Here is a 4944-nt window from a genome sequence, read left to right as displayed (position 1 = left end):
GTGTTGAATAAGTATTCAAACATTTTAACGAGAGTTTGATCCTGGCTCAGGACGAACGCTGGCGGCGTGCCTAATACATGCAAGTCGAACGAACTGAAGAGAAGCTTGCTTCTCTGACGTGAGTGGCGGACGGGTGAGTAACACGTGGGCAACCTGCCTATCAGCGGGGGATAACACTTGGAAACAGGTGCTAATACCGCATAATAGTAAGGTTCACATGAACCTTATTTGAAAGACGGTTTCGGCTGTCACTGATAGATGGGCCCGCGGTGCATTAGCTAGTTGGTAGGGTAAAGGCCTACCAAGGCGACGATGCATAGCCGACCTGAGAGGGTGATCGGCCACACTGGGACTGAGACACGGCCCAGACTCCTACGGGAGGCAGCAGTAGGGAATCTTCCGCAATGGACGAAAGTCTGACGGAGCAACGCCGCGTGTGTGAAGAAGGTTTTCGGATCGTAAAGCACTGTTGTTAGAGAAGAACAAGGATGAAGTAACTACTCATCCCCTGACGGTATCTAACCAGAAAGCCACGGCTAACTACGTGCCAGCAGCCGCGGTAATACGTAGGTGGCAAGCGTTGTCCGGAATTATTGGGCGTAAAGCGCGCGCAGGCGGTCTTTTAAGTCTGATGTGAAAGCCCCCGGCTTAACCGGGGAGGGTCATTGGAAACTGGGAGACTTGAGTGCAGAAGAGGAGAGTGGAATTCCATGTGTAGCGGTGAAATGCGTAGATATATGGAGGAACACCAGTGGCGAAGGCGGCTCTCTGGTCTGTAACTGACGCTGAGGCGCGAAAGCGTGGGGAGCAAACAGGATTAGATACCCTGGTAGTCCACGCCGTAAACGATGAGTGCTAAGTGTTAGGGGGTTTCCGCCCCTTAGTGCTGCAGCAAACGCATTAAGCACTCCGCCTGGGGAGTACGACCGCAAGGTTGAAACTCAAAGGAATTGACGGGGGCCCGCACAAGCGGTGGAGCATGTGGTTTAATTCGAAGCAACGCGAAGAACCTTACCAGGTCTTGACATCCTTTGACCACTCTGGAGACAGAGCTTTCCCTTCGGGGACAAAGTGACAGGTGGTGCATGGTTGTCGTCAGCTCGTGTCGTGAGATGTTGGGTTAAGTCCCGCAACGAGCGCAACCCTTGATTTTAGTTGCCAGCATTTAGTTGGGCACTCTAAAGTGACTGCCGGTGCAAGCCGGAGGAAGGTGGGGATGACGTCAAATCATCATGCCCCTTATGACCTGGGCTACACACGTGCTACAATGGATGGTACAAAGGGTAGCGAAGCCGCGAGGTGGAGCCAATCCCATAAAACCATTCTCAGTTCGGATTGTAGGCTGCAACTCGCCTACATGAAGCCGGAATCGCTAGTAATCGCGGATCAGCATGCCGCGGTGAATACGTTCCCGGGCCTTGTACACACCGCCCGTCACACCACGAGAGTTTGTAACACCCGAAGTCGGTAGGGTAACCTTTATGGAGCCAGCCGCCGAAGGTGGGACAGATAATTGGGGTGAAGTCGTAACAAGGTAGCCGTATCGGAAGGTGCGGCTGGATCACCTCCTTTCTAAGGATAAGGAAACCTATGGTTTCATCTTTCGTTTGTTCAGTTTTGAGAGGTCACTCTCAANNTGTTCTTTGAAAACTAGATAAAAAGCAAGTAAAGTGATCACAAGAAAGTAATTTCTTGTAAAAAACAAGTAACCGAGAATCATCTGAAAGTGAATCTTTCATCTCTAGTAGTGAGTATCTATCGCGGAGAAAGCTAGTAGAACACATAACCCAACTTCTTAGAAGTTGAGAGGTTAAGTTAGAAAGGGCGCACGGTGGATGCCTTGGCACTAGGAGCCGAAGAAGGACGGGACTAACACCGATATGCTTTGGGGAGCTGTACGTAAGCAATGATCCAGAGATTTCCGAATGGGGGAACCCCCTATCTTTGATCGGATAGGATCCTTTCGTGAATACATAGCGAAAGGAAGGCAGACCCAGGGAACTGAAACATCTAAGTACCTGGAGGAAGAGAAAGAAAAATCGATTTCCTGAGTAGCGGCGAGCGAAACGGAAAGAGCCCAAACCAAGAAGCTTGCTTCTTGGGGTTGTAGGACACTCAATACGGAGTTACAAAGGAAGGATATAAACGAAGCGGTCTGGAAAGGCCCGCCAGAGACGGTAACAGCCCGGTAGTTGAAATGTGCTTCTCTCCTGAGTGGATCCTGAGTACGGCGGAACACGTGAAATTCCGTCGGAATCCGGGAGGACCATCTCCCAAGGCTAAATACTCCCTAGTGACCGATAGTGAACCAGTACCGTGAGGGAAAGGTGAAAAGCACCCCGGGAGGGGAGTGAAAGAGTACCTGAAACCGTGTGCCTACAAGTAGTTAGAGCCCGTTAATGGGTGATAGCGTGCCTTTTGTAGAATGAACCGGCGAGTTACGATTTGTTGCAAGGTTAAGCGGAAAAAGCGGAGCCGTAGCGAAAGCGAGTCTGAATAGGGCGAATGAGTAACAGGTCGTAGACCCGAAACCAGGTGATCTACCCATGTCCAGGATGAAGGTAAGGTAATACTTACTGGAGGTCCGAACCCACGCACGTTGAAAAGTGCGGGGATGAGGTGTGGGTAGCGGAGAAATTCCAATCGAACTTGGAGATAGCTGGTTCTCTCCGAAATAGCTTTAGGGCTAGCCTCGAGGTAAAGAGTCATGGAGGTAGAGCACTGTTTGGACTAGGGGCCCCTCTCGGGTTACCGAATTCAGATAAACTCCGAATGCCATGTACTTATACTCGGGAGTCAGACTGCGAGTGATAAGATCCGTAGTCGAAAGGGAAACAGCCCAGACCACCAGTTAAGGTCCCCAAATATACGTTAAGTGGAAAAGGATGTGGAGTTGCTTAGACAACCAGGATGTTGGCTTAGAAGCAGCCACCATTGAAAGAGTGCGTAATAGCTCACTGGTCGAGTGACTCCGCGCCGAAAATGTACCGGGGCTAAACGTATTACCGAAACTGTGGATGAACATCGTAAGATGTTCGTGGTAGGAGAGCGTTCTAAGGGCGGTGAAGTCAGACCGAAAGGACTGGTGGAGCGCTTAGAAGTGAGAATGCCGGTATGAGTAGCGAAAGAAGGGTGAGAATCCCTTCCACCGAATATCTAAGGTTTCCTGAGGAAGGCTCGTCCGCTCAGGGTTAGTCGGGACCTAAGCCGAGGCCGATAGGCGTAGGCGATGGACAACAGGTGGAGATTCCTGTACCAGTCTAAATTGTTTGACCAATGGGATGACGCAGAAGGATAAGGAAGCGCACGAATGGAAATGTGCGTCCAAGCAGTGAGTGTGAGAAGTAGGCAAATCCGCTTCTTGCGAAGCATGAGCTGTGATGGGGAAGGAAATTGAGTACGGAAGTTCCTGATTTCACGCTGCCAAGAAAAGTCTCTAGGAAGAGATAGACTGCCCGTACCGCAAACCGACACAGGTAGATGAGGAGAGAATCCTAAGGTGAGCGAGAGAACTCTCGTTAAGGAACTCGGCAAAATGACCCCGTAACTTCGGGAGAAGGGGTGCTCTATTAGGGTGAAAGCCCGAGAGAGCCGCAGTGAATAGGCCCAGGCGACTGTTTAGCAAAAACACAGGTCTCTGCAAAACCGTAAGGTGACGTATAGGGGCTGACGCCTGCCCGGTGCTGGAAGGTTAAGAGGAGTGCTTAGCGTAAGCGAAGGTACGAATTGAAGCCCCAGTAAACGGCGGCCGTAACTATAACGGTCCTAAGGTAGCGAAATTCCTTGTCGGGTAAGTTCCGACCCGCACGAAAGGCGCAACGATCTGGGCACTGTCTCAACGAGAGACTCGGTGAAATTATAGTACCTGTGAAGATGCAGGTTACCCGCGACAGGACGGAAAGACCCCGTGGAGCTTTACTGCAACCTGATATGGAATGTTTGTACAGCTTGTACAGGATAGGTAGGAGCCGATGAATCGCGTGCGCCAGCATGCGAGGAGGCGCTGGTGGGATACTACCCCCGCTGTATGACCATTCTAACCCGCTACGCTTAGCGCGTAGGGAGACAGTGTCAGGTGGGCAGTTTGACTGGGGCGGTCGCCTCCTAAAGTGTAACGGAGGCGCCCAAAGGTTCCCTCAGAATGGATGGAAATCATTCGCAGAGTGTAAAGGCACAAGGGAGCTTGACTGCGAGACTGACAAGTCGAGCAGGGACGAAAGTCGGGCTTAGTGATCCGGTGGTTCCGCATGGAAGGGCCATCGCTCAACGGATAAAAGCTACCCCGGGGATAACAGGCTTATCTCCCCCAAGAGTCCACATCGACGGGGAGGTTTGGCACCTCGATGTCGGCTCGTCGCATCCTGGGGCTGTAGTCGGTCCCAAGGGTTGGGCTGTTCGCCCATTAAAGCGGCACGCGAGCTGGGTTCAGAACGTCGTGAGACAGTTCGGTCCCTATCCGTCGCGGGCGCAGGAAATTTGAGAGGAGCTGTCCTTAGTACGAGAGGACCGGGATGGACGCACCGCTGGTGTACCAGTTGTTCCGCCAGGAGCATCGCTGGGTAGCTATGTGCGGCAGGGATAAACGCTGAAAGCATCTAAGCGTGAAGCCCCCCTCAAGATGAGATTTCCCATTTCTTCGGAAAGTAAGATCCCTGAAAGATGATCAGGTAGATAGGTTTGGAGTGGAAGTGTGGCGACACATGGAGCGGACAAATACTAATCGATCGAGGACTTAACCTTTTGTTTAACTGATTCAACGTCTTGTTGGTTTTACCAAACTTGCGCTTTTATCTAGTTTTGAAAGAACAACGTTCTTTCATCCTTTGTCTGGTGGCTATGGCGAGAAGGTCACACCCGTTCCCATCCCGAACACGGTAGTTAAGCTTCTCCGCGCCGATGGTAGTTGGGGGCTTCCCCCTGTGAGAGTAGGTCGCCGCCGGGCAA

At 51.6% G+C, this 4944-nt stretch carries 3 rRNA genes; all 3 read left to right on the top strand.

Annotated features, from left to right (window positions below):
- The first annotated feature begins 23 nt into the window (after positions 1-23).
- The 3 genes from CS921_RS12175 (at position 24) to rrf (ending at position 4942) form a co-directional block, all read left to right on the top strand.
- A 16S ribosomal RNA gene (locus CS921_RS12175) occupies positions 24-1572 on the top strand.
- A 236-nt stretch (positions 1573-1808) separates the two neighbouring features.
- Positions 1809-4740, top strand: a 23S ribosomal RNA gene (locus tag CS921_RS12170).
- 86 nt (positions 4741-4826) lie between these two features.
- Positions 4827-4942 (top strand): 5S ribosomal RNA (gene rrf, locus CS921_RS12165).
- The 16S, 23S and 5S rRNA genes sit together here, the layout of an rRNA operon.
- Positions 4943-4944: the final 2 nt, after the last annotated feature.

This window comes from Listeria costaricensis, assembly GCF_900183385.1.
Lineage (GTDB): Bacteria > Bacillota > Bacilli > Lactobacillales > Listeriaceae > Listeria > Listeria costaricensis.
Note: the sequence above shows the minus strand (reverse complement) of the source record. Positions and strands in the feature narration are given on the sequence as shown.